Here is a 25868-nt window from a genome sequence, read left to right as displayed (position 1 = left end):
CCGCGCTACCGCTAACAGCAACTCAACATTCAACACTCATAACCGTTTGTTTTAGACTATAATCTCGACAATTCTGCATAAGCTTTTGACCCTGATCAAGCGTAAAAATACTGGGAAAATGATTCAATTAAAAAAATTTAAACAACTGGTCGCTTTAGCAATATTAGGATTACTGACCAGTTGGGTTGTCAGTTGCAGTACCGGAACAATTAATTCAAATACCCAACAAGCTGCTTCTGGAACAGCCAATATTGAGTTTTGGACTATGCAACTCCAACCTCAATTTACCAACTACTTCCAAAGCTTAATTACTAACTTTGAGTCACAAAATCCAGGTATAAAGGTGAAATGGGTTGATGTTCCTTGGGCAGCTATGGAGAACAAAATCTTAACAGCTGTCTCCGCAAAAACGCCACCTGATGTTGTTAACCTCAATCCCGATTTTGCTTCTCAATTAGCAGGTCGAAATGCCTGGTTAGATTTGGATACAAAAATCCCACAGGAAGCGCGTTCCTCCTACCTACCAAATATTTGGAAAGCCAGCACACTCAATAGCAAAAGTTTTGGGATTCCCTGGTATCTCACCACGAGGTTAACCATTTATAACACCGATTTATTAAAACAGGCAGGTATCAGTAAACCACCCACAACTTACGCAGAATTAGCACAAGCAGCACAACAAATTAAAGATAAGACAGGCAAATACGCCTTTTTTGTAACTTTTGTCCCACAAGATTCCGGTGAAGTGCTGCAATCATTGGTGCAGATGGGAGTCACCCTAGTAGATGCGGAGGGAAAAGCCGCGTTTAACACGCCTCAAGGTAAAGCAGCGTTTCAGTATTGGGTAGAACTTTATAAAAAAGGGTTATTACCAAAAGAATCACTGACGCAAGGACATCGCCACGCCATCGATTTATACCAATCTGGTGAAACAGCATTCTTAGCTTCCGGGCCAGAGTTTCTTAAAACCATCGCCAACAATGCGCCCAAAATCGCCCAGGTTTCAGCAATTTCACCCCAACTTACTGGTGATACAGGTAAGAAAAATGTCGCTGTGATGAATATCGTCATTCCCCGCGATACCAAACAACCAGATGCGGCGGTGAAATTTGGTTTATTCCTCACCAATGATGATAATCAATTAGCCTTTGCTAAAGCTGCTAATGTTCTACCATCTACGAGTAAAGCACTAGCGGATAGTTACTTTAAAGATATTCCCGCGAATGCTTCCACAGTAGAAAAAGCGAGAGTAGTCAGCGCACAACAACTGCAAAAAGCCGAAATATTAACTCCAGCTTTGAAAGACATTAAAAAGTTGCAAAAAGCCATTTATGAGAACCTACAAGCAGCGATGTTAGGAGAAAAAACTGTAGATAAAGCTGTAGAAGATGCAGCAAAAGAATGGAATAATCGGTAGTGATTAGGGATGGTAATACGGTTTGAATAAAATTATTTGTAGGTTGGTTTAAAACTTTCCCGCATTTCTCCCAAACAGTAGGGGCGAGTTCACAGATATGCTCGAATCATTCACGAAGATTTAGCTCAACCCGCCCCTACAGACCCTGGACTCAACAAATGCTTATTACTCAGCACTCAGAGGATGTTTGAAAAGTCTGTTTATCCTTTCTGGAGAGAAAACTCTGTACCCAAATTTGGCATTTTGTGTACCCAATAAAGGTAATATCGTTCACTATCTACCCATGCTCTATCAAAATTCTTTATAGGAATAATCTTTAATTCATTTGCAGTGACATTTAGTTGCTTGTTTAAAATTAGTAAGATTCTCTTAGTGTCTGCTTCACTCTTAAATATAGAATTAATCTGCTCTAATATCTCAGGTTGTTCAACAGGATTACGACCTTGTTTAAATATTGTAAAGCTCCCCATTCTTTGAAGTTCAGGATAATAAAGCTTTCGATTGAGATAACCAGATATTGCAGCCATATTCGCATCTCGGCTAGCAACAATAAATTCATCTTGTAATTCTGATTTTTTAATATAATTAGCAGTTTCACGACTAGCAGAAAATGGTATGATTAAATCTCTTGTAAAACCGTATAATCCTCCAAAAAATTGAGCATAAAGAATTAAAACTAATGCAATATAATGCCATTTTTGTCCTAAGGTAATTACTTTTTCTTTCATAGTAATTTTATTGATCAAAAAACTAGATTCTTTATAATAGCTGCCCAACCATAAAGCAGCTATAAGAATTAAATAAAAATGTCCAAAATGTCTAGGTGCGCCAGCAAATCTCAAATAAGTAAATGCCAGGATTACGCAATTGCCAACAATATATAAAAATATAGAAAATGGTTTTTTAACTAACTTAATTAATGTTAAAGCAAAGATAAACAAGGCGATACCAGCACAAATACTTAAATCCAGCCATTTTTGCTTGGGTACAATCAAAAAATAACTAGCAAACAATCTGCTGATACTTCTCAGTAAATGATGAATATCTAATTTAATTAACCATCCATCATCTAACCCTCCATGAAGATAGCTATCTACGGGAGGGATAATAATATAAATAGATAATAAAAAAGAAAATACAATAATTCCAGCACTTAAAAATAAGTCATGTTTTCGACTTTGGCTAAAATATTGCTGTCGATGTTCCCCATCAAAACAAAATTCGGCTAGCAAAGTCAATGACAAAGAAAAGGATACAAATAAAGCATAAGCACTACTATTAGCCAGTAACCCTAATAAAATTGCTAAATAAAAATAAGTTATCTTTCTGGATGAAAAAACAGCACAGAAAGTAAAAATAAACAACATACTAAAAGCATAATTTCTGGAGATTACTAAATACTCATAAAAAGGAAAGTAGCCAAAAGTAAAAAGAAATTTTTGTTGATAATTAAATGGACTATATAAACAAAAAATAGAAACCGAAAAAATTGTAATAGTCAAATGAAAAATTTGCATTATCAAAGGATTATCAGCAATTTTTCTCAAAAATGCTAGAGAAAAATACCAAAGAACAGGATGACCTTCATAACGTATATTGGCAATTAAATCTCCAAAAGACTCACTATCTCTTACAATTAGCCAAGGGTTGAGTTCATCTCTCCACATAGAATGGTTGATCACACCTATGAACCCAAGAACAGAAAAAATAATTATAATCAACCAAGGAGAATGAAAGGGTAAACTAGAAATTCTATTAATTACTTTTTTAGCTAACATATTTTATACCGATTATTTTTGTGTATTGACACATAAACGGTATTATTATACAGCAAATTGTTACGCTTTAAAATGCCATTTTGTAAATTCTTTTAGATGAGATATAGTTAGAAAATCTATGGTTTTAAAATACTGATCAATTGCTGGTAAGCTACATATCCTAGCACCAATGCTTAAATAAGCTTGGACAATTTTTGGAATTTCTACATGATATGTTTTAGTAAAAATTTGTGGCATATCTAAACAATATTGTGAGTGCGGATAAACTAAGATAGTTTCGTGTATCCAATCATTTTTTCGGAAATAATCATAAGCATATGCAGCTTCCCAAGGGGATTGTGTCAGTAATGAAGCACACCCGAAAAAATACTCATTACCACTCCAAATAAGATAGTTAGCTAGCCCTCTCCAGAGTAATAACAAAGCTTGAATATTGCGATATTCTTTGGCTATACAGGCACGTCCCACTTCTACAGATGCCTGTAATACAGCATGAGGTATTTTCTGAAGATTAAATATATCAGCAGCATCAAAACCTAAATTGTAAGAAGCCATTTTATACGTTTGCATCCTATACGTACCAATGGTTTTCCCAGTAGTTTTACAAATCAACATCAAATGATGACAAACAGCGTCAAACTGATCTTGATCCATTTGTGTCAAGCTAGAACTAGAAAATCCCAAGCCCAATTCTAGATTAAAAACGTCAAAACGCAAGCGAAAAATAGATTCTAACTCTTCATTAGTCGATGCAATTTTGAGGATATATTTGTCTGTTTCTATGATGGGAAAATCTTTGAGGTCAGAAGGAGGACTAAGTGGGTAATTGATGTGTCTATAAGAAATTTCCATCTGTCTTCCAACTTAAATATGTAGAGATAAATATCCTAACTTCTGAAATTTACTGACCATAGAAATAGATTATTTTATTTGTCAACTTATTAAAGCGATATTTAAGAGTGTTTTGAGAACAAAACGCGAAAAGTCAAAGTCAGTAATGTGTTTTATTATGAGCTTAATTTCTTCAAAAATCTGGTAATAGGATACAGAATTTGTCTAATATCAAGTTTGCATAACCATTAACCGCTATGCGGAAGTAAAAAGTCAACAGTTAAAGAGCTTTATACCCATAGAAAGCCCCCGGTAAGATACCTGGGGGCTAAAATGAATTCAATTGCACGAGCGATACCTGTGGCTGGCTGCGCCTACGCTGGTCAAATTGCTCAGTAATTACTAATTTTTTCCTGTATGATGGTGAGGTAGTAGATGAAAAATTACCGTTTTCATCAATTTTTGTGATTACTAGTGTAGTGAACCCTAGTACCTGCCCAGAGCAATTTTTCCCGTAGCGTCTGATAGTAAGAATTGTTCTCCCGCAAAATAATAAACTTAGCCCGACAATCAGCCATGCGTATATCAACACGATGTCCAGGCCAGATTGAAGTTGCTAAGACTCCATCCATCCACAATTTAGTCGTCAACTCATAGTCACCCAAAGGCCAGATACTCACAACAGAACCTGCGGGTAAAACTATAGGGCGACTCGAAAGACTCATGGGACAAATAGGCGTGATGGTAATCGCCTCCATACCATCGTGCATAATTGGACCATTGGCAGAAACAGTATAACCAGTTGAACCTGTGGGAGTAGAAACAATCAGTCCATCCCCCACATATTGATCTACTACTTCACCATCAATTTCCATTTCTAGGATAGAGGTGATCATGCGATCGGCAGAAGCGGGTTTGACACAAAATTCATTCAACCCCAGATAACGTTCAGTAACTGGCTCTAAATTTGTGCGATGACCTTCATATACAGCTGCTTGTAACATCATCCGCCGTTGAATAGCATAGCGGTCTTCAAACAGCCGATCCCAAACTTGTTCTGTATCTTGAAATTCTTCTACTGACTCGGTTAAAAAACCTAGATGACCACCTACATTTACCCCCAGAATGGGGATACCTGCTGGTGCTAAATGCCTGGCACTAGTTAGGACTGTACCATCACCACCGAGGACAATTGCCAGATCGATTGGTTGTCCTGCTGAAGCCAAAAATACCGGATAAGGATTATCCTTTGGCCCGCTAGGCCCCATTAAGACCTGACAATTGCGACTTTCTAGCTGTTTAGCGCAAATTTCCGCCCAGCGTTTGCTCTGGGAGTCTCGCGCTTTATAAGCAATGATTACCTGCTTGAGTTGCACACGCAATTACCACTTCAGGAGATTAAACTGCTCCATATCGACGGTATCACGGTTGCGATAAATGGCAAGCACGATCGCTAAACCTACCGCCGCTTCAGCAGCTGCCACGGTAATCACAAATACTGTGAAAACCTGACCCTTAATTAATGTTGAGTCAAGGAAGTTGGAAAATGCCATTAAATTCAAGTTAACAGCATTGAGCAATAACTCGATTGACATTAATACTCGCACCGCATTACGGCTAGTAATTAAGCCATAAATACCAATACAGAATAAAGCGGCTGCAAGTAGCAAAAAATACTGGAGTTGCATGAGTTCTGGTATTCCTTCTGCGAAATCTGGCTTCTATTTATTCTTTGGTGTCGCTACCAGCACCTATCAGTTCTCTAGGTCGTTCTGGTAAGGTCAACACAGTTTGGGGCAATTCTGGGGTCACGTCTGGCAGATACTCACGGCGTGCCAAAATAATTGCGCCTACCATTGCGATCAGCAATAACACAGAAGCCAATTCAAAAGGTAATAAAAAATCGGTGAAGAAATGTTCACCAATTACAACGATAGAACTTTCTCCTGCTACCGGAATAGTAGAGTTAGCCCAAGGAGTAGCCAATACCATTGTACTTAATAGCCCAAACAATCCTACAGCCACGATCGCAGTCAGGACTTTCCGCACTCCCGTACTGGGGAAGGGGCTAAAATTCTGCTGCTTGTTCACCAACATAATGGCAAACAAAATCAGCACATTTACTGCTCCCACATAAACCAGCACTTGGGCGGCGGCGACAAAATCACCATTTAACAACAGGTACAGACCCGCGATGCTGATAAACACGCCCCCTAACATAAAGGCAGAATAGACAATGCTGGATGCTAGCACTACACCAAGGGCTGCTCCAATCATCATCACGGCCAGTATGCCAAAGGTAACAAGTTGTACTCCTTCCGCTAGATTCACTGTTTTTTGTCCTCAGTCATTAGTCATTGGTCATTAGTCATTGGTCATTAGTCTTTAGTCGTTAGCAAAGGACAAATGACTAATGACACTTAATTTTCTACTGTTTCTACTGTTTCTATTAGGTCTTCTGGACGTGCGCCAGCACGAGGAGCGTTGGCGGGTAGGTCGTGGGGGTCAAGAACACCTTTAGGTAAATAAACTAGTTCACGTAGTGGTGTCACCATTGGGTCATCAGTAACTTTGTAGGGGAGACGACCTAAAGCCACACTATCATAGTTGAGTTCATGGCGATCGTAAGCGGCTAACTCATACTCTTCTGTCATTGACAGACAGTTAGTTGGGCAATATTCCACACAGTTACCGCAGAAAATACAAACCCCGAAATCGATACTGTAGTGTTTGAGCTTTTTCTTTTTGGTCGCTTTGTCAAATTCCCAATCAACTACAGGTAGGTTAATCGGACAAACCCGCACACAAACTTCACAGGCGATACACTTATCAAATTCATAGTGAATCCGACCCCGAAACCGTTCACCAGGAATCAGTTTCTCATAAGGATACTGCACAGTGACAGGACGGCGACGCATATGGTCAAAGGTGACAGATAACCCCTCACCAATGTAACGACTAGCTTGTACTACTTCTTTGGCGTAATCACCAACTTGCTTGAGGAACTTTAGCATTTTGTGTCTCTCTCTTTTTTGTTATTTGTCATTAGTCACTGGTCAAATGACTAATGACTAATGACTAACCGCCAAAGGCGAAAGGAAAAGCCAGTTTCAGAGCTGCGGTTAATAGCAGATTCACTAACCCAACTGGTAACAAAAATTTCCATCCTAAATCTAGCAGTTGGTCAATCCGTACCCGTGGTACTGTCCAGCGTAATAGGATGGCAATAAACACGAGAAAGTAAGCTTTGATTAGGGTCATGGTGATACCCAAAGCAGCATTAACTACCTGGAGTACGGGATTCACATCACTGATTCCCAACCAGCCAGCTATAACATTGAGGGGAATGGGAGAATCCCAACCACCCAAGTACAAAACTGCTACCAACAAAGCGGAAAGCACTAAGTTGACGTAGGAACTGAGATAAAACAGGGCGAATTTCATCCCGGAGTATTCAGTTTGATAGCCTGCAACTAGTTCTTCTTCTGCTTCAGGTAAGTCAAAAGGTAAGCGTTCGCATTCAGCTAAAGCCGCTATCCAAAAGATCAGAAACCCAAGAGGCTGTCGCCAAATGTTCCAACCCAGGATACCGTAGCCAGATTGTTGGTTAACAATATCCACAGTGCTGAGGCTGTTAGACATCATGACGATCGCTAACACACTCAAAGCTAAGGGAATTTCATAACTAATAGATTGCGCTGCTGCCCGCAAGCCTCCCAAGAGGGAGTATTTATTGTTGGAGGCATAACCAGCCATCAATAAGCCAATAGGTTGGATGCTAGATAAAGCAATCCACAAGAATATTCCTGTCCCTACATTGGTAATGATAATATTCTGTCCAAAAGGAACGATTAAATAAGACAGAAACACTGGCAGCACAACGAGGATGGGGCCGATGGTAAATAACCAAGGGTCAGCTTGTGCCGGTACAATATCTTCTTTGAATACTAGCTTCAGTCCATCAGCTACGGGAGCTAGTAACCCCAACGGCCCGATATATTCGGGGCCAATTCGCTGTTGTACGGCGGCGGAAATCTTCCGTTCTAGCCACACACAAACAAGTACGCCCACTGTTGCCCCAATGAGCATTAGGATCATGGGTAGAGGCATCCAAATTGCTTTAGCTGCCCCCTGTGGGAGTCCTAAATCCATCAAGGATTTAATAAAAGTTCCTTGGAGGTCAATTCCTGAATTCATGTTTCTGCTCTTTAAGTCATCAAGTCATGGTGGATTACAATCATTAGTTAAACTAATCCCTGCAACGACACCTGTTTATATCTCTGTTCAGATGACACCTGATTGAATATCTTTTGCCAATACCCATGCCTAGTATATCGCCCGATGGTTTTTGCCTTCTGTAGCTACACAAGAAGTTCTACTTATAGCTAGGATTGGGATTGACTATGGGGAATAGGGAATAGGGAATAGGGAAGGGGGTATTTTCTCATCCTCTGTCCCCCTGCTCCCCTGCTCCCCAGTCTCTTTAAACAAGACAAAACGCCCGTTTCCATTTTGGCAACGGTTCTCCACTGTCTATGAAGTTGCTATTTCCCAACACTGGGAGGCGATGTGAATGACAATGGAACTACCAATTAACGTTGGTCTAGGGGTGTGTAAGGAACTTCGTGATGACCGCTATAAACCTGGGTAGGACGGAAAATCCGGTTTTCAGCCAGTTGTTCTTTCCAGTGAGCTAGCCAACCAGCCACACGAGCGATCGCAAATATTGGTGTAAACAAGTCTGTGGGAATTCCCATCTTTCTGTACACCAAACCAGAATAAAAGTCAACATTGGGATAAATCCCTTTGTGTCCTAGTTTCTCCGCCACTACCCGTTCCATTTCTTGGGCAATGTCGTAGTATTTGTCTGCGCCAAACTTAGCAAACAATTGCTCTGCTAGGTCTTGCAAAATAGTAGCGCGTGGGTCTTTGACTTTGTAGACGCGATGACCAAAGCCCATGAGTTTCTGTTTATTTTGCAGCCTCTCATCGACATAAGCACGGACATTTTCCACAGAGCCAATTTCTTCCAACATCTGAATAACTTCTTCGTTAGCTCCACCATGTAGGGGGCCGCCTAACGTTCCTACAGCACTAGCAACCACCGCGTAAGGGTCAGTTAAAGTTGAAGCTGTCACCCTAGCACTAAAGGTAGAAGCATTCATTGTATGCTCAACATGGAGAATTAAGCAGACATCAAAGATTTTGGCTGCTAATTCATCCGGTTCTTTCTCGTTGAGCATGTAGAGAAAATTGGCAGAATAATCTAAGTCATCGCGAGGCTTAACGGGGTCGTTACCTTTTCGCATTAATTGGAAGGCGGCTACCATTGTCGGAATTGTCGCTATTAGGCGCACTACAGAGTCCCGAATGTAGGCAGGATTATGTAAGTCCCGCAGGGAGTAGAACAAGCCTAAAGCCGCAGCAGAGGCTTGGAGTGCATCCATTGGATGACCGCTTTCGGGAAAACATTTCATCATGTCCCGAATGCGATATTTAATCCGCCGGTGGAGGCGGACTTCTTCCTCAAATACCTGCAATTCTTCCTTCGTTGGCAATTCTCCCCAGATCAGGAGATAAGCAGTTTCCAAAAATGTACTTTTTGCTGCTAATTCCTCAATCCGAATGCCACGATACTCTAGAATTCCCTTTTGCCCATCTACATAACTGATACTCGATTGGGCGGCGGGAATGCCTTCTAAACCAGGCTTGTATTCGCACACCATCATGGCAACACCATTTGCTTAGTGAAATATCCGACACGCTAACTTACCAGAAATTATGGTTGCCATAACAGTAGCCTAACTCACAACAATTCTTTAGAGAAAAGTTGCAAAACTGTTATAACAAGTACCTGGGAGGTGTCAACCAAAACATTTGACTACGACCCACAGGTGAACCTACTTCTGGCACTTTTACTCCGATCATACCTGCTTTTTTGAGGACTAAACCGCCTTTGGCTTCCCCCCATAGAAGAATTTCTGCCCAATTACTCAAACAAGGCTCATGTCCTACCAATGCTAGTTGGGTATTTTGGTCAAAATTTTTAGGTTGCAACCAGTAATCTAGCCAATTGGAAATATGTCCATTGGGAGCTAGATGATTTGATTCTTCTAGCTGAGAACTAAGTCCGGTGGCTAGGAGGATTTCTGCTGTTTGGCGAGCGCGGACTAAAGGACTAGTGACAATCAAATCAAACTGCAAACCCAGTTCTTGTAATCGCTGGGCTACTTTCTCAGTTTTTTGCTTTCCTTCTTTGGTAAGTTTACGCTCCTCATCCTTGATTCCGGTTTGTTGTTCTTCTGCTATGCCATGACGAATAAAATATACTTCCACGATATTTAGTGTTGAGTAAAAAGTTTTAAAAGTTATGGATATTTTAATAAATTTAAACCTTGAATAAACCTGTAATCCCGTTGGTTTTTCGTAATAAATGGGTAATTCCAGACTATTGCTGTGGCTGCAATAAGACTATCAGCAATCAGCAAGCCATGACTTAACCGATAAAACCGCAATAAATCAACTTCTTTGTTTGAAATAGCTTGATCAACTTTAATGATATGAAACTGTTTGAGGAAATTTTCTAAGGTTTTTAGCTCTGCTTTGTTAGCACAACCAACTATCAATTCCATTTGTGTAACTATGCTAATCGTTAAACCAGAGTTTACTTGTAGATTGTGTAAACAGTTTACTGCTTCGATAATGCCATAACCAGCATCGATTAAAATATCGGTATCAATAATGGTTAAGTTAGTCATTTGACTTTGACCACTCATTTTCTCGAACACTACGTACCCAAGCAGTGCTATCAGCTAAATCCTGGCGATCGCGCCACATCCCAATAAAATTATCATTTGCTAAATCATCATCTACTGGTTGTGTTGCGCATTCAACTACTGTATATCTTTGTCGTAAAACAGCTATAAAGTCGATTACTTGATGCTGTGCTTCTAAAGGTAGGGATAAAAATTCATTCAACAACTCTTGCTGTGTCATGAAAACTTCTCCAAATTAAGGCAATAAGGTATCATACTAATTATCTTGCCATACATTACCAGAATGAGCGATCGCACTACAAATGTTTGAACCATTCACACATTTCACATCTCTTCTTTAAGAACTGTAAACTGGGATGGTGCAGTTCATTTTTTGGAATACGTAACTCTTTGCCCTCGATCACTCTATACTCAGTTTTTTGTAAGGTAGGTGAAATATGTACCATCATTGTTTTTGGATTGATGGCAATAAGATTTAAATCAAATAAAGTATGCAAATCAGCACGTAATAACAAACCATTTGAAGGATGATTATTTTCTGTTGCAATATAAGGGATTATATGAGCAGCTTCGAGTGCTTCCTCTGCATCAAAATTAGTAATTGCACACCTAGAAGAATAAGCTTCTAGTAAATTTTGCCGGAACTTTGATTGCCCTTGCCTCCTAGCTATTGATACATAAATTTTCTGGCAAGCTTCACTGTCATTTTGGACAGTGAAGAATTTCTCCTTATCAAGTTCTTCTCTAGCCTTTGATAGTTTATCGTTCCTGTTAGGTAATTTTGGTGGGTTTGTTTCATTTATTTTCTTCAAAATGGATTCACAATTATTTATTTTATTAATTGCTTTGGCATATTTAGAATCAACTTCTAAAGCTAATTTATAAGCATCAATTGCAGCCTGATAATCCTTATTTTGCTGAAAATTCTCACCTTGATCCACAAAAATATCAACAAGTCTACACCCTAGTTTTTTTCTGTGTTGTATTAGGGAATGCTCCTCCCATTTTGAATCTAAAAAAGGAGATGATTTTTCGTTAAATTTACAACCACCTCCTCCAAAGTTAAAATTTACTCCTTGAAACTGAGGTAATTTCTTTAAATATTTTTGGTCTAGAGGAAGATTAAAATCTACTACTGAATCTATTTTAATATAAACATACAAACAGCCATCATAATCATCTGCATATGCAGCACTTAAATCTGAATATTTGCTCTTATCAATAAGCCTTAATTTTTCATTTTCTGGTGCTGCAATAACATAGCCAGCAGCAATAAAACCAAGCGGTTCATTTCTAACATTACCACTTCTCTTAAAATATGCTCTATCTCCAACTTTTATAAATTTAGAGTTTCCACAACTCCATAATGTTTTATAGTAATCCTGCTGTTTTGAAAAATATTCTTTAATTTCTGTAGGCAAATCTTTATTTTGAATCGTTCCTCTTTCCGTATGATATGGTGCTTCACCATTGAAAAGAAAAATTATAGTTTCCATAATAGATGCAATTGGCTAATAATGCTAATTGTTAGCCTAGCTATTTAATATACAAATAGTCAGCAGTATTTTTACTTGAAAATACTCCTCTTCAAAATAATTAGAAGACACTCCTCAGAATTAATTCCGAGGCGTATATGACTTGAGAACTATCTTTAGTTTTGTTGATGCTAGTTCTCAATTATCATTGCTTGAATACAAGCTTTACTCAGACTGAATTGGGTTATCTTTAGGATTCACTAATTTCAGTAGCTTCTGCTTAATTTGCGCGTCAAAAACTTCCCACTTCATTCTTGCATAAGCGGAATTTTCATTACTACCAGATAAAAATCCCATTGGAATTTCAAAGCCACCAGCACCCGTTCTCCCACCACCAAAAAACCGCCCTGTGCTATCTTGACCAAAGGCTTCCTTAATGAATTCATCAGGGTCAAGGGTCAGTTTAGTAGTTCTCAGCGAACCAATGACTACTTCTAGTTCGTCGTCTTCATCGTGAACAATGCCATAAACCACAGCCGTATGCACATTTTCCTCTGTCACTAGAAAATCTGCTGCTTGGGGGATAGCGTCGCGATCGTCGTAACGTAAGTAACCAACACCCGCAATAGAAAAGTTATTCTGGACAATGCGATTTTTTAGCGATCGCTCAATTACATCCATCACCCGTTTAGAACGGTTGGCTTGAAGAATTGCATTCAGCAGTTGAGCATCATAAAATCGGCTCAGATAGGCTGCTGCCATAAAGTCTTCTTCTTGCGCTTGCATCAGGCGATTCGTATCTGAACGCAAGCCGTGCATTAAGGCCGTAGCACATTTGACGTGTTGGCTAATACTACTATCTAAAGCTAGTAAGCCGCATTGAAGATATTGAGTAAAAATCGTTGCTGTGGCTCGCACATAAGGACGAACATCCACAAACTCCGATTTCAGTTCAGATTGCAAACTATGGTGGTCAATTACTGCTACTAATGGTATACCTGCTTGCTGTACAGATGTTAGTAGCTGACTGGTTGTACCTTGGTTATCAATTAAAACCAAGCCTTGATATAATGATAAGTCTTTACCCTTAATAGTTTGAGGTGTCCAGCGTTGGGCAGGTAAACCTGTTAGCTTGACTAAAGCTATATTTTCTTGGTGACTTAATGTCCCAGCATAAATCATTTCACACTTGATATCGTATTGCTGGGCAATTAGCTGGTACGTCCAAGCACAAGAAAGCGCATCAGGGTCAGGAAAGTCTTGTAAAATGATTAACTGACGCTCATGTCGGTGTGACAGTAGGGTCTTTTGCAATTCTTCTGATTTTTGAAATGCTAAGGAATTGCTACGTTGTCCTATATAAATACCTACACCGTCAGGTGTAGATGTTGGTAAGGTAGATTTAGTCAGTGACACTTCCGTTTCTTTATCTATGTCAGGTTCCTCCGAATTTGACTCAGTAGTCAATGCAAAACTATCAGACTGCTTAATAAAAGAAGAATTCAATTGCATAGTAAAATTTGTTCTAAGTGTGAAGCTCTATGAATTTGTTTAGAGACACTACAACCAGCACTTGACTGAATTTAGCCCCACATTCTGATCTTCGCAAAAAGTATGAGGAGATAGGGATACATATCTCGGTATATTTTTTGTCAAGCAGATAGTTTATCCATCTACCCAATTCTACCAGAATGCACATAGAGGCTGAAAACGAAGACTTCTGGTCTTGTAACGCGCATCTCAAATAATGATCAATCTTTGTTATCTTTTGTAGATAAATACCTGCCTAAACTACGGTATGGGTGACACCTATGTACTCTGCCCTTTACCTCTTGTCTTCTACGTTTGTACTAGACTGAAATCTACTATGGCATCTTTGCTACACAACCACAAAATTTTGCTAGCCCAGGTTACGGTTTTGTCCCTATATTTCTGTCTATCCTTATATTTTATCGTTTAGTTGCCCGATATTTGTGGTCAGTAGTTTTAGTCATTTAGTTATAGTTTTCAAGGAATTCACAATTATTTATATCTATAACGAAAATTTACTCTGTATCAACTCATTCGCTTCAGATTTTTTCTTTGTGAAGTTGGATTTTTATGTATCATATTAGACAATAAACTCCTGAAGAATTTTGCGTACTGCCAACCATATCCAAGATATTGACAATAATTTCTTAGCAAGTTTATCTATTTTGATGTTTTATAAGTTATAATGGGTTGTTGCTGAATTATTTAGCTAAAAATTTATCAGATGCTATAGCTATCTGCGACGAAAGTACAGATATTCTAGCAAATCTGAATAAAAATTATGTTTTAGATAATTTCCATGAGGAGTTTGTACCCAGAGCAGCGACAATCCAAGGTACTTAAACTGTACTTTCACCCAATACACACGAATCTAGTACCCGGATTAAGTGACAATCGAGCTACCGGGTACTAATGATTAGCGTGTTGATGTCAAAGTCCTATAACATATTTTTGCCACTCTTGATGCAGTCCACTCTTAAGATGCTTGCTAACCTCAAAATAGAGACTACTATAAGGTTGCCGAGGTGGATGGCGCAGCAACATATGAGCTTCTTGGGGAGTACGACTACCCTTTTTCACATTGCAACGGACACAAGCTGTAACAATGTTTTCCCAACTGTCCCCACCACCACGCGATCGCGGTATTACATGGTCTAATGTCAACTCATCGCCTGTATAGCCACAGTATTGACAACTATGTCCATCACGATGCAATATATTTCGGCGAGTAAGTGGAATTTCCTTGTAAGGGACGCGCACATAATGGCGCAACCTAATCACGGTTGGCAACGGAAAATCTGCATAAAGAAATCTACCGTTGTGTTCAACACGTTCTGCTTTGCCTTTAATTAACAGAACCACAGCACGACGCCAGCTGGTTATATTGAGCGGTTCGTAAGAGGCGTTTAGGACTAAAACCTTACCCATTGATTAAAGCTCAAGGTATTAGTTTTACATATATTAACACGAATCTCCGCTTATTGGGAGATGAGAATAAATTATACTTCCGCAATAATTTCAAAAATTATACAGATAAGAACCTATAGTTGCTGAAATCCTCACGCAATCAAGATTTGTGGCGGGGGACTGATTATAGGAAATAGGATAGTGAGCATCACTTTTTCATGTCCTATTCCCCATGAACTACTTCAGTAGATATTTTTATGGCGTACAGTGAAATATTACTTACACCTAAAGGTAGAGCTAGCTATATTGTAATTATTCCGTAATCAAGGTTAAACTTTCAGATTAACTCTGATATACCTAACAGTATTGAAAATACAAACTAATAACAGAGCAAAGTAATTGAACAGTGGTGTGATAGGAGGGAGGAGAAATGTTAAGTCGCAAACAAGCTGTAAGCATTGCTGCTTATCAACAGTGCGACACTTACGCCTGGTTTTCGCAACGTGCTTGGGTGGAAATTGACCTAAACGCATTGACACATAATGTACAGCAAATCAAGCAATGTTTATCACCAGATACCCAATTGATGGCAGTAGTCAAAGCAGATGCTTATGGTCATGGTGCAGTTTCAGTTGCTCAAATAGTATTACAAGCAGGTGCAAGTTGGTTGGGAGTTGCTACAGTTCCTGAAGGGATTCAACTCAGAGAAAGCGGTATTAAAGCACCAATTTTGATTTTAGGTGCAACCCACACACGAGAACAAATTCATGCGATCGCTCAATGGCAACTCCAGCCCACAATAGGCTCTCCCAAACAAGCTTTAATAGTTTCTAACGTGTTAGAAACTATTCAATACAATTCGCCTCTTCCTGTACATATCAAGCTAGATACAGGAATGTCTAGATTAGGTACTAACTGGCAAGAAGCAGGGGAATTTGTACAGTTAGTAGACCGGCTACCTCATCTTCATATTGCCAGTATTTACTCCCACTTGGCTACAGCCGACAACCCAGATCCAGCAATTATGCAACAACAGCATCAAAGATTTGAGGAAGCGATCGCTCAAATCAAAGCTTTAGGTATCAAAATTCCTAGCTTGCACCTGGCAAACTCAGCCGCCACCCTCGCAGACTCAAAATTACACTACGACCTAGTACGTGTTGGTCTAGCTGTTTATGGACTCTACCCAGCACCACATTTACAAAACACGATCAACCTCAAGCCTGTTCTCCAACTTAACGCACGAGTCACCCACATCAAAACAATTGCTGCGGGTACAGGTGTTAGTTACGGTCATCAATTTATTGCTCCTAATGAAATGCGTCTAGCTGTTGTTGGTATTGGTTACGCTGATGGTGTACCACGGAATCTTACAAACAAATTACAGGTATTAATTCGGGGTCAGAGAGTACCACAAATCGGCACAATCACAATGGATCAGTTAATGATAGATGTCACTACTATTCCAGATGTACAAGAAGGTGAAGTAGTTACGTTACTTGGTGAACAAGGCGATCAAAAAATTACAGCTGATGATTGGGCAGAAGAATTAAAGACCATTTCTTGGGAAATTCTGTGCGGCTTCAAACATCGCCTGCCTCGTGTAGGAGTAATTTAGTTGGCGATATTGGACATTGGTGATTGATTTTGAATTATTCCCTATTTTCTTAAAAAATATGTTATGGTGGTATAACTATGTGATGCGGATGTGGCGGAATTGGCAGACGCGCTAGATTTAGGTTCTAGTTCCGAGAGGAGTGAAGGTTCAAGTCCTTTCATCCGCATATAGTTTTAAACAATAAACAAGAGGGTCTTAGGTCGATTTTTACCTAAGACCCTCTTGTTATTTGCGGCTTTCCGGTAAAAAATTTCATGTCAAAACCCTTGGTTGGCAAGCCTTAGATGCGTGCGATTCGTTAGCTAGAAACTAGACTCCACAAAGATTCTAGGGGATTAGCTGCTAGGTAATAGCCTAGATAACTGATTAACAATGTAGGTGTGAATCCTACCCCTCAAGTGCTGAGGTGAAAGCCCTTTCCCTACGGTAGCGACTAGTCCTCAATCCGTAAAGCGGGAATGAACGACGCTCTTACTGGGAGCCTAAACCTAGGGTGTTGACTTTGGGTATCTTATGATGATATTTCTTCATACAGGATAGACACCTAAAAATATCAAATTGAGGTTGGGTGGTTAATGAATAAATTAAAAAGTTCCTCCAGCCGATTAATTCGTCTGTTTAAACAAAGTAGAGAGAATTGGAAAGAGATAGCCCTTGAGAGACAAAAAAAGCTCAGAGCATTAGAAGTAAAAGTTAGGGATTTATTGCTCTCAAGAGAGAATTGGAAAACACGGGCGATGAAAGCAGAAAAAGAACTACGTATCCTTCATACCAATTTGGTTGATGGACAAAAAAAGGGGAAGAAAATTCCGAAAAAATAGAGATGGTGGCAGCGTTCGGGCATCAATATAGCGTTCAAACAGTACAAAAAGCCATACAACAAAGCATTGATTCTGGAAGTAGCTTACGAGGAGTTGAGAATAACTTGAAGTGGGAAGCATCGGCGGAGGAAGTAAAAACTCCCTGCTTCAGTAGTGTGAGAAGTTGGTTAGGAAGAATTGGTTTATATGAACTACAACGAGCCAAAGAATACCGAAGTGATTGGGTTTTTATTATAGACCTAACAGTAGAATTAGGAAAGCAAAAGTGTTTGGTGGTTTTGGGAGTATCTCAATAATACTTAGAATCGGAAGTTTTCCCATCAAAAAGAGGATTAAAACACCATGATGTTCAAGTATTAGCACTGGAAATCATGGATTCGACCAGAGGAGAATTGATTGAACAAAAGCTTTGTGAACTAACTACTAAAGTGGGCTGCCCAGTACAAATAATAGCAGATCATGGTAGTGACATTGAAAAAGGAATTAAGCTTTACATACAAAAATATCCAGATGTAGTTTATACGTATGATGTAACTCATGCAATGGCTTTATTACTCAAACATGAGCTAGCTAATTCCGAAAAATATCAATCTTTTATTCAAAAATGTAATCAGTGTCGGCATCAACTTCAACAAACCGAATTAGCCTTTATATCTCCACCATCGCAACGCTCTCAATGTCGTTATTTCAATGTAGAGAAGTTGATTAATTGGGCAGAGAAACTGTTGAAATGTCCAATTGAGACTTTATTAAAATTAGCAGAAACTTCTGACCCGGACATTTTCAATCAAAAATTAATTATGAAGTTTGGATGGTTAAAAGATTATCAAGAAGACATCCGGATTTGGAGTCAAATGGTGATGATGACCAGAGCCTTAGAAATTCAACTTAAACAAAACGGTATTAATCAAGAATCTCTAGCTGAATTCCAGTTAAAAAACAATTCAACATTTCTGGATATAACTTTCCCACAAAATATTTGGTTATATATAAAAACTGAAATCGAACAGATTCCCAAGGATAAAACTTTTTTGGCAGCTTCTGATATCATTGAATCTATTTTTGGTAAATACAAACATTTTTCCTCTAGATGCCCTCTCAAACAGATAGGTCAGATGATTTTAAGCATTTGTTTATGTACGATGAATTTGACCACATCTGTGGTTAAACAGGCATTAGAAAATGTTCGCTATATAGACCTTAAGGATTGGTCATCTCAAGTTTTTGGTCAGTCCATGCTCTCGAAAAGAAAAATCGTATTTTCGACCTTAGATAACGACGCAGAATTTGTATGAACTTTTTTTAATGCTTTTCCTACAAAGTCAACACCCTAGCCTAAACCTGGTAATCGCCAAGCAAGATATCCATGAGTAAAGCCCCGGCTTTGCCACCCGCCGGGTTTGGATTCCTAAATCTAACGGTGACAAGCGTCCCCTCGGTATCCCTACAATGCACGACAGAGCGACTCAAGCCCTTGCCAAACTAGCTCTTGAGCCAGAATGGGAAGCTCTCTTTGAGTCTAATAGCTATGGATTCCGACCAGGAAGAAGCACCCATGATGCAATCGAAGCAATATTTAACAGCATCAGTAAAATGTACAAATACGTTCTAGATGCTGATATATCGAAATGCTTCGATAAAATCAACCACAAAGAATTGCTCAACAAAATCAATACATTCCCAACTATGCGGAGACTCATCAAAGCATGGCTAGAATCGGGGGTAATGGATGATGGACAATTCTTTGAGACTAAAGAAGGCACACCCCAAGGCGGTGTAATATCTCCCCTATTAGCAAATATAGCCCTTCATGGACTAGAACAACTAGTAGTAGATTATGCACGTAGCCTCAAAGGTACGAAAAATAGAAATCAAAGTTCCATATCATTAATTAAGATATGCCGATGACTTTGTAATCCTCGCCAACCAAAAATCTCAAGTCATCGAGATGAGAGATTTATTGACACTCCCCACGGCTTTAGCCGTGGGATTCCAGCGTCACTGACGTTCCTTGCTTTTACTGGACTTGCGTCCAATAGAAGTAGAGGGAACATCTCGACTGGCGTTACTTTGGGGTTGCCCACCCCTAGCGGCAGTGCGGTCTTGGGGTCTCCCCAAGACCGCACTGCCTTGCCTTTGCACGACTTAAAATTACTTTGGCAGCATTCACATCACGTTGTTCAATGTGTCCGCAATGTAGACAAGAATGTGTTCTGGTGCTAAGAGATTTCTGGACTTTAGCACCACAATTACTGCATTCCTGGCTAGTGAAATGAGGCGGAACAGCAACTATTTCCCGCCCAAAGTTCTCACCAAAGTATTCGAGCCACTGGCGGAAGTTGTACCAAGAGACATCAGAAATGCTCTTGGCTAACTTGTGGTTTTTCACCAAGCCGGAAACATTTAAATCTTCCAAGACTACCTTAGCGTTAGCTAGGCATAAGTTACGCGCTAATCTCTTAGCGTGTTCATTCCTTTGTCGAGTTACTTTTAAATGCTTACGAGCATAAACACCACGAGCTTTTTTTCTGCCAGATGACCCTTTTTTCTTTTTGTAAATATTTCTTTGAACTCGCTTAATATCTTTCTCGGCTTTACGTAAATATCGCGGGTTTTCTTCATGGTTGCCATTGCTATCAGAGTAGAAATATTCCAAACCTACATCAATGCCGATTTCGGATGTAGTTAATGGTGCTTCCTGCTTGTTATCAACTTTCACGCAGAATTGCACATAATACCCATCGGCACGGCGAACAATCCTCACTCGTTTAATTAAATCAACAGGATATTGATGAATATCCCATTTACCCAATAGTTTAAGTTCGCCAATACCTTTTTTATCGGTAAATGCTATCCGTCGTATGGAAGGGTGTAGTTTCCAAGACTGTTGTTTATATTCAACAGAGCGACTATGCTTTTTAAATTTTGGATAACCTTTCTTACCTGGTTTTTTAGCCTTGCAGTTAGCAAAAAATCTATTAATAGCACGTTCTACATTCTCAACAAATGCTTGGCAAGAATGACTGCTTAAGTTTTTGACAAATTCATATTCTGCTCGTAATTGAGTGTTGTATTGGTACAATTCCTTCTTGCCAATACCACGATTATCCATCCAGTATCTAAGTACCTTGTTTCTGACAAACTGACTTGTGCGGATAGCTTCATCTATGGCTTTGGCTTGTGCCTTTTTGACATAAAAGTAGAAATTTTAGAAATGGAGATAATGCCCGACCATGTACATCTTTTAGTTGAGGTAGACCCCCAGTTTGGAATCCACAAAGTAGTAAAAAGATTCAAAGGTAATAGTTCTAGAAATCTTCGTTTGGAATTTCCCGAATTAAAGACTAAACTTCCTACTTTGTGGACTAATTCTTACTTTGTATCTACAGTTGGAGGCGTACCCCTGGAGACAATAAAAATGTACATTCAAAATCAAAAAGAAACTTGAAGGCGAATAAATTCGCCTGCGGCTAACCCCCATGTCTAAAGCCAGGGGCTAGCCCGCCGCAGTTATATTGGTCTCAAAGTGGTTAGCAAAAATGGGTCTAGAATTAAGTCCTAGTAAAACCAGAATAGGTCACACTCTGCTAAACCCGATAATCCCAGAAGAAGAAACAGACGATTATAAAGACTCTGGCTTCGATTTTCTCGGATTCAATATCAGGCAGTATGAGGTTAATAACAACCATTCAGGAAAACAATGCAACGGCAAATTGCTAGGATTTAAAACTTTCATCACCCCCTTTTGTAGTAATTTAAATAATGATTGGATTTTTGAGTGTGGTATGTCTATAGTATTAACTGATTCTCTTAAAAAGTTGTTGATTGAAACTGCATTTCAATTAAAAGGTTCAGCCAATCGTAAATTTATGGCGCAGACAGTTCAGGGCTTAGGTTTAGGAGGACAAAGACTTGCATCATCAGAATTAGGATGGAATCGAGACACAATTAGGAAAGGGACAAGAGAATTAAAAAGTGGTATTACTTGCGTTGATAACATGAGCGCAAAAGGACGTTGTAAAGCAGAAGAACACCTGCCAAATCTTTTAGAAGACATAAAAAATTTAGTTGACTTCCATAGTCAAACTGATCCGAGCTTTAAAAGTCAAAGACTATATACCAGACTTAGTGCCGTTGAAGTTAGAAAACAATTAATTGAAAAGTATGGTTATAGTGATGAAAATTTACACACATTCCTATTCAATTCGCGTCAAATTAAATAATTTAGGTTACAAGCTCAGAAGGGTAAAGAAAGTTCAGCCTCAAAAAAAATCCCACAAACTGATGCAATCTTTGAGCAATTAGACATAGTAAATAAAGATGCTTCGGAAGATAAGAGTGTTTTACGTCTAAGTATGGACGGAAAAGCCCGCGTTAAGATTGGCTCATTTGATCGAGGGGGTAAAAGCCGGGATGGAGCGAAAGCTGATGACCATGATTATAATCCACAAACAACTGTAACTCCTTATGGTATCTTTCTTCCAGAGCTTGATGAGCTATTTTTGTACTTTACAGAATCGAAAGTTACAAGCGATTTTATTGTTGATATTTTAGAAGATTTTTGGGTAGAACAAAAGCATCGTTTTGGCGATATTCAAACCCTACTTCTCAATCAAGATAATGGTCCACAGAATAGTTCACGACGTACCCAATTCATGAAACGTATAGTAGAGTTTGCTCACAAGCATCAAGTAAATATACGTTTAGCCTACTATCCTCCCTATCATAGTAAGTATAATCCAATAGAAAGAACATGGGCAGTACTAGAAAATCATTGGAACGGCAGTATTTTAGATGAACTAGAAACGGCTTTAAATTTCGCTAATACTATGAAATGAAACGGGAAACATCCAGCAGTTAAGCTAGTACACGAAACTTATGAAAATGGGGTAAAGCTTACAAAAAAAGCTATGGCTCAAATTAAAAAACAGATTCATCGGCTAACCGATTCTACTCATGAATTTTTCCCAAATTTAGGTAACTGGTTTATTGATATTTGTTGTAGTAAAACAAACTTAATTTGATTTTAATAACAGCATTTATTTAGCTACAAAACATCCCTTATTTACACTGTTTAACTTCAAAGCAGACGACAAGTGTATAGATTCTTCATGCCTAAATGAGGGGGAGAAAAGGGGTTGCCGAGGGCAACCCCTTTTCTCCCCCCTTAAAATGATTATTATTCTTGAGAGAACCCGTCTCTTGTTTTTCTTGGAATAATTTATTCTTTGGAAGTCCCTATACGGAAACCTTCAAGCATTGCATCGTCACTGCCACGATAGTAAAACTGCCAACGATAACTCAAAAACCCTCATAGAAGAAGATGAGTTAGCCGCATGGTAGTTAGAGGTACTCATGACAAGAGCCAAGTCAGCGAGGAGCCGTGTGAGGTGAAAGTCTCATGCACGGTTCTGAAGACCAACGGGTCGGGTCTGGTGACAGACTCGTTGAGTTTAATTAAATAAAAAGGCTTCAAGAAAAAAAATTCAAAAAAAGAGTTGACACTGAAAGAGAAGTTAGATATATTGGATAAGTGCCTGAAGGGAAGAGCGCGACGAAGCGCAGTCCGGGGGGCAACCGAACCTTGAAAAAATTATAGTTTGAAAGCCTAAAAAAAGCAACTACCCTGCGTCAAGAAAATAAAGACACCAGGCTGAGGTGGTAAAAGAGCAGCCAAAAGAGCTAAAAGAAAGACTCAACAAAATGGAGAGTTTGATCCTGGCTCAGGATGAACGCTGGCGGTATGCTTAACACATGCAAGTCGAACGGGAATCTTAGGATTCTAGTGGCGGACGGGTGAGTAACGCGTGAGAATCTGCATTCAGGTCGGGGACAACCACTGGAAACGGTGGCTAATACCGGATGTGCCGGAAGGTGAAAGGCTTGCCGCCTGAGAAAGAGCTCGCGTCTGATTAGCTAGTTGGGGGTGTAAGAGACCACCAAGGCGACGATCAGTAGCTGGTCTGAGAGGATGATCAGCCACACTGGGACTGAGACACGGCCCAGACTCCTACGGGAGGCAGCAGTGGGGAATTTTCCGCAATGGGCGAAAGCCTGACGGAGCAATACCGCGTGAGGGAGGAAGGCTCTTGGGTTGTAAACCTCTTTTCTCAGGGAAGAAAAAAATGACGGTACCTGAGGAATAAGCATCGGCTAACTCCGTGCCAGCAGCCGCGGTAATACGGAGGATGCAAGCGTTATCCGGAATGATTGGGCGTAAAGGGTCCGCAGGTGGCACTGTAAGTCTGCTGTCAAAGAGCAAGGCTCAACCTTGTAAAGGCAGTGGAAACTACAGAGCTAGAGTACGTTCGGGGCAGAAGGAATTCCTGGTGTAGCGGTGAAATGCGTAGAGATCAGGAAGAACACCGGTGGCGAAAGCGTTCTGCTAGGCCTGTACTGACACTGAGGGACGAAAGCTAGGGGAGCGAATGGGATTAGATACCCCAGTAGTCCTAGCCGTAAACGATGGATACTAGGCGTGGCTTGTATCGACCCGAGCCGTGCCGGAGCTAACGCGTTAAGTATCCCGCCTGGGGAGTACGCACGCAAGTGTGAAACTCAAAGGAATTGACGGGGGCCCGCACAAGCGGTGGAGTATGTGGTTTAATTCGATGCAACGCGAAGAACCTTACCAAGACTTGACATGTCGCGAATTTCCTTGAAAGGGGAGAGTGCCTTAGGGAGCGCGAACACAGGTGGTGCATGGCTGTCGTCAGCTCGTGTCGTGAGATGTTGGGTTAAGTCCCGCAACGAGCGCAACCCTCGTTTTTAGTTGCCAGCATTAAGTTGGGCACTCTAGAGAGACTGCCGGTGACAAACCGGAGGAAGGTGGGGATGACGTCAAGTCAGCATGCCCCTTACGTCTTGGGCTACACACGTACTACAATGCTACGAACAAAGGGCAGCTACACAGCGATGTGATGCAAATCTCAGAAATCGTAGCTCAGTTCAGATCGAAGGCTGCAACTCGCCTTCGTGAAGGAGGAATCGCTAGTAATTGCAGGTCAGCATACTGCAGTGAATTCGTTCCCGGGCCTTGTACACACCGCCCGTCACACCATGGAAGCTGGTCACGCCCGAAGTCATTACCTCAACTTTTAGGAGAGGGGGATGCCTAAGGTAGGACTGGTGACTGGGGTGAAGTCGTAACAAGGTAGCCGTACCGGAAGGTGTGGCTGGATCACCTCCTTTATAGGGAGACCTAAACCACTCAAGTAACGAAAACAGCGAAAGTTGTGAATAGAGACTGAGAAGGTCTAACCTAGGTCGGTCGCAGAAGTTGAAAAGGCTTTCAAACTAATAATTAGGTTCTTTTGGGCTATTAGCTCAGGTGGTTAGAGCGCACCCCTGATAAGGGTGAGGTCCCTGGTTCGAGTCCAGGATGGCCCACCTGAAAGTAATTAGTAATTGCTAATTCGTAATTCGTAATTAAATACGAATAAAGAATTGCGAATTACGAATTATGATTTGGGGGTTTAGCTCAGTTGGTAGAGCGCCTGCTTTGCAAGCAGGATGTCAGCGGTTCGAGTCCGCTAACCTCCACCTGAAAAAAAAGAAACCGGAAAATTCAGCAACTAACAGTAAAGATATATAAAAGTATGTATCGATAAAGAGTTAGACTGCTGGGTGAAAACCAGCCAGAACCTTGAAAACTGCATAGATAAAGCGAGAAATTAGCAAACACCGAAGAGAGAAAGTGATGAGTGCTGAGAGATGAGTGCTGAGTAAAATCAGTGTGAAGAAATCAGAAATCAGAGCCGGAAGCAAAGTGTTTGCCGGATGAAAACCAATTGTTTGTGGTCAAGCTAATAAGGGCTCATGGTGGATACCTAGGCACACAGAGGCGAAGAAGGACGTGGTTACCGACGAAATACTCCGGGGAGTTGGAAGCAAACGAAGAGCCGGAGATGTCCGAATGGGGCAACCCTAAATACTACCTGTTGAATATATAGACAGGAAAGAGCCAACCCAGCGAACTGAAACATCTTAGTAGCTGGAGGAAGAGAAATCAAAAGAGATTCCCTAAGTAGTGGTGAGCGAAAGGGGAAGAGCCTAAACCAATTGGTTTACCGATTGGGGTAGTGGGACAGCGATAACGAATCTTGGAGACTAGACGAAGCAGCTAAATACTGCACCAGAGGAGGTGAAAGTCCTGTAGTCGAAAGTTGAAGGATAGTAGCTGAATCCCGAGTAGCATGGGGCACGAGGAATCCCA

Annotated in this window: 21 protein-coding genes, 3 tRNA genes, 2 rRNA genes and 2 pseudogenes (1 of these 28 cut by a window edge); 13 read left to right on the top strand and 15 right to left on the bottom strand. The window is 40.2% G+C overall.

Features of this window, described 5'->3' with window-relative positions; genetic code table 11:
• Positions 1-118 precede the first annotated feature (118 nt).
• Complete coding sequence (locus L6494_RS15620) at positions 119-1417, top strand: ABC transporter substrate-binding protein (protein WP_237988629.1); 1299 nt, start codon at positions 119-121, stop codon at positions 1415-1417.
• Between the two features lie 200 nt (positions 1418-1617).
• On the opposite strand, the gene L6494_RS15615 is transcribed toward L6494_RS15620, so the two are convergent.
• From L6494_RS15615 to L6494_RS15550, 14 genes are all read right to left on the bottom strand, one after another.
• Complete coding sequence (locus L6494_RS15615; protein ID WP_237988627.1) at positions 1618-3195, bottom strand: hypothetical protein; 1578 nt, start codon at positions 3193-3195, stop codon at positions 1618-1620.
• 60 nt (positions 3196-3255) lie between these two features.
• Positions 3256-4047, bottom strand: coding sequence for a GNAT family N-acetyltransferase (locus L6494_RS15610; protein WP_237988626.1), 792 nt, complete (start codon positions 4045-4047; stop codon positions 3256-3258).
• Between the two features lie 434 nt (positions 4048-4481).
• Positions 4482-5402 (bottom strand): NAD(+) kinase, encoded by a 921-nt coding sequence (locus tag L6494_RS15605; RefSeq protein ID WP_237988625.1) that lies wholly within the window; start codon positions 5400-5402, stop codon positions 4482-4484.
• Positions 5403-5408: 6 nt separating this feature from the next.
• Positions 5409-5714 carry an NADH-quinone oxidoreductase subunit NuoK gene (nuoK, locus tag L6494_RS15600; RefSeq protein WP_006199065.1) on the bottom strand — a complete coding sequence of 102 codons (306 nt, stop codon included), beginning with the start codon at positions 5712-5714 and terminating at the stop codon, positions 5409-5411.
• 37 nt (positions 5715-5751) lie between these two features.
• Positions 5752-6357, bottom strand: a complete 606-nt coding sequence (locus L6494_RS15595; RefSeq protein ID WP_237988624.1) for an NADH-quinone oxidoreductase subunit J — start codon at positions 6355-6357, stop codon at positions 5752-5754.
• 89 nt (positions 6358-6446) lie between these two features.
• Positions 6447-7040 (bottom strand): NAD(P)H-quinone oxidoreductase subunit I, encoded by a 594-nt coding sequence (ndhI, locus tag L6494_RS15590; protein ID WP_237988623.1) that lies wholly within the window; start codon positions 7038-7040, stop codon positions 6447-6449.
• A 64-nt stretch (positions 7041-7104) separates the two neighbouring features.
• A complete protein-coding gene (gene nuoH / locus L6494_RS15585; protein WP_237988621.1) occupies positions 7105-8223 on the bottom strand; it encodes an NADH-quinone oxidoreductase subunit NuoH in 1119 nt (372 codons plus the stop codon).
• Between the two features lie 395 nt (positions 8224-8618).
• Positions 8619-9755, bottom strand: coding sequence for a citrate synthase (locus tag L6494_RS15580; RefSeq protein ID WP_237988620.1), 1137 nt, complete (start codon positions 9753-9755; stop codon positions 8619-8621).
• Between the two features lie 112 nt (positions 9756-9867).
• A complete protein-coding gene (gene sixA, locus L6494_RS15575) occupies positions 9868-10362 on the bottom strand; it encodes a phosphohistidine phosphatase SixA (protein WP_237988619.1) in 495 nt (164 codons plus the stop codon).
• Between the two features lie 32 nt (positions 10363-10394).
• The gene (locus L6494_RS15570) at positions 10395-10784 is read right to left on the bottom strand and encodes a type II toxin-antitoxin system VapC family toxin (RefSeq protein WP_237988618.1); all 390 of its coding nucleotides are present in this window, start codon (positions 10782-10784) and stop codon (positions 10395-10397) included.
• Positions 10777-11022 carry a hypothetical protein gene (locus L6494_RS15565; protein WP_237988617.1) on the bottom strand — a complete coding sequence of 82 codons (246 nt, stop codon included), beginning with the start codon at positions 11020-11022 and terminating at the stop codon, positions 10777-10779. Before L6494_RS15565 ends, L6494_RS15570 begins: the two co-directional genes overlap by 8 nt.
• 76 nt (positions 11023-11098) lie before the next feature.
• Positions 11099-12298 (bottom strand): HNH endonuclease, encoded by a 1200-nt coding sequence (locus tag L6494_RS15560; RefSeq protein ID WP_237988615.1) that lies wholly within the window; start codon positions 12296-12298, stop codon positions 11099-11101.
• A 204-nt stretch (positions 12299-12502) separates the two neighbouring features.
• Positions 12503-13789 carry a DHH family phosphoesterase gene (locus tag L6494_RS15555; RefSeq protein ID WP_237988614.1) on the bottom strand — a complete coding sequence of 429 codons (1287 nt, stop codon included), beginning with the start codon at positions 13787-13789 and terminating at the stop codon, positions 12503-12505.
• A 948-nt stretch (positions 13790-14737) separates the two neighbouring features.
• Complete coding sequence (locus L6494_RS15550; protein WP_237988613.1) at positions 14738-15235, bottom strand: HNH endonuclease; 498 nt, start codon at positions 15233-15235, stop codon at positions 14738-14740.
• Positions 15236-15644: 409 nt separating this feature from the next.
• On the opposite strand from L6494_RS15550, the gene alr reads away from it, so the two are divergent.
• The 6 genes from alr to L6494_RS15520 all read left to right on the top strand — a co-directional run bounded on the left by alr (position 15645) and on the right by L6494_RS15520 (position 19561).
• Complete coding sequence (gene alr, locus L6494_RS15545; protein WP_237988611.1) at positions 15645-16832, top strand: alanine racemase; 1188 nt, start codon at positions 15645-15647, stop codon at positions 16830-16832.
• 84 nt (positions 16833-16916) lie between these two features.
• A tRNA-Leu gene (locus L6494_RS15540) sits at positions 16917-16998 on the top strand.
• Positions 16999-17407: 409 nt separating this feature from the next.
• Positions 17408-17653, top strand: a complete 246-nt coding sequence (locus L6494_RS15535) for a hypothetical protein (protein WP_237988609.1) — start codon at positions 17408-17410, stop codon at positions 17651-17653.
• Positions 17654-17655: 2 nt separating this feature from the next.
• Positions 17656-17949 carry a hypothetical protein gene (locus tag L6494_RS15530; protein ID WP_237988607.1) on the top strand — a complete coding sequence of 98 codons (294 nt, stop codon included), beginning with the start codon at positions 17656-17658 and terminating at the stop codon, positions 17947-17949.
• Positions 17950-18024: 75 nt separating this feature from the next.
• On the top strand, positions 18025-18948 hold the full coding sequence (locus L6494_RS15525; RefSeq protein WP_237988605.1) for a hypothetical protein: 924 nt from the start codon (positions 18025-18027) through the stop codon (positions 18946-18948).
• A 154-nt stretch (positions 18949-19102) separates the two neighbouring features.
• Positions 19103-19561 (top strand): reverse transcriptase domain-containing protein, encoded by a 459-nt coding sequence (locus L6494_RS15520; RefSeq protein ID WP_330911013.1) that lies wholly within the window; start codon positions 19103-19105, stop codon positions 19559-19561.
• A 178-nt stretch (positions 19562-19739) separates the two neighbouring features.
• Here L6494_RS15520 and L6494_RS15515 read toward each other — a convergent pair whose 3' ends face one another.
• On the bottom strand, positions 19740-20822 hold the full coding sequence (locus tag L6494_RS15515) for an RNA-guided endonuclease InsQ/TnpB family protein (RefSeq protein WP_237996037.1): 1083 nt from the start codon (positions 20820-20822) through the stop codon (positions 19740-19742).
• 21 nt (positions 20823-20843) lie between these two features.
• Here L6494_RS15515 and tnpA point away from each other — a divergent pair.
• From tnpA to L6494_RS15485, 6 genes and pseudogenes are all read left to right on the top strand, one after another.
• Positions 20844-21101, top strand: a pseudogene (gene tnpA / locus L6494_RS15510) (IS200/IS605 family transposase); the annotation flags it as partial.
• Between the two features lie 343 nt (positions 21102-21444).
• Positions 21445-22677 (top strand): annotated as a pseudogene (locus L6494_RS15505) (ISAzo13 family transposase).
• 676 nt (positions 22678-23353) lie between these two features.
• Positions 23354-24844: ribosomal RNA gene (locus tag L6494_RS15500) — 16S ribosomal RNA — on the top strand.
• A gap of 124 nt (positions 24845-24968) precedes the next feature.
• Positions 24969-25042: transfer RNA gene (locus L6494_RS15495), tRNA-Ile, on the top strand.
• An 80-nt stretch (positions 25043-25122) separates the two neighbouring features.
• Positions 25123-25195, top strand: a tRNA-Ala gene (locus L6494_RS15490).
• Between the two features lie 256 nt (positions 25196-25451).
• A 23S ribosomal RNA gene (locus tag L6494_RS15485) occupies positions 25452-25868 on the top strand (it continues 2415 nt past the right edge of the window).
• Together the 16S and 23S rRNA genes with 2 tRNA genes alongside form the textbook arrangement of a ribosomal RNA operon.

The sequence above is a fragment of the Nostoc sp. UHCC 0870 genome (genome assembly GCF_022063185.1).
In the GTDB taxonomy this organism is placed as follows: Bacteria; Cyanobacteriota; Cyanobacteriia; order Cyanobacteriales; family Nostocaceae; genus Trichormus.
Note: the sequence above shows the minus strand (reverse complement) of the source record. Positions and strands in the feature narration are given on the sequence as shown.